The 907-nt window shown below is 52.4% G+C and carries 1 pseudogene; it reads right to left on the reverse strand.

Annotated features, from left to right (window positions below):
• Nucleotides 1–246: pseudogene (locus tag JMF90_RS38660) on the reverse strand (M4 family peptidase); the annotation flags it as partial.
• Between the last annotated feature and the right edge of the window lie 661 nt (nucleotides 247–907).

Here is a 907-nt window from a genome sequence, read left to right on the forward strand (position 1 = left end):
GTCGGGATCGACGATCACGTCACGTACCTGGAACTGATCGCCGTCGGTCGGTGCGGCTGCTTGCGGCCCCGCGAACTTCAACGTGCGTGCCGTGCCGCTGACGGCCACGCTGAAGGCGGCCGGGTTCTGCTGGATCAGTTGCAGTGCCTTGTCGACCGCGGCCGGCTGGTCGCCGGCCTGGGCAAAAGCGCTGAAACTCGCGACGGTAATCGCGGTGATAGGCAGCAGCCGAGACAGTTTCTTCATGTAATTCCCCAGGTTATGAATGGGTTTGTTCGAGGAATGCATCAAACAAGACATGTCGCGAACAGCAGGGGGATGCTAGGAGGTCGTTTTTATAATTACAAGATATTTTCTGTGATATTGATTTTTCATGTCGTCGTCGTTAATCAAGTCAGGATTTGATGAGGGATTTGAAATGATCGTTGCTGATGGGGTGGCGGGAACGGGAGAGCGACGCATCGACAGCGTGCGGCTGCGCGGCCTCTGGCCGAGACGGGGTGTGTGCGGGGCGTGTAAGAAGGCCGCGGGGATGTGAAGCCAGGTTAAAGAGATACCTGGATTTCCGTTTATTGAATATTGGTTTTGATTGTTTCCGCCTCATGCGCCATAAAATTAATCTCCAATGCTTTTGATATTTTATATTTATGCCGCGACTTCATTAAATTTGCAATGGATGTCGGGCGAGCGACGGTCACCTGACAATAGCCAGGTGGTGGTTAGTGAGGTATTTTGCGAATGGGTTGTATCGCTTCGATAAGAGCACACCGGGTTTTACAGATACGAATCTGGACGAATACGATGGTGTGCTGATCCCTCACGGCAATGTTTGAGTCTTCGGGTGACCGCAACCCGCTGCGCACGATGACCATGGGAACATCAATTGACATAATGCTGATTATCGACA

The sequence above is a fragment of the Burkholderia sp. E168m23 genome, from assembly GCF_016586125.1.
GTDB classification, from domain to species: Bacteria; Pseudomonadota; Gammaproteobacteria; order Burkholderiales; family Burkholderiaceae; genus Burkholderia; species Burkholderia orbicola.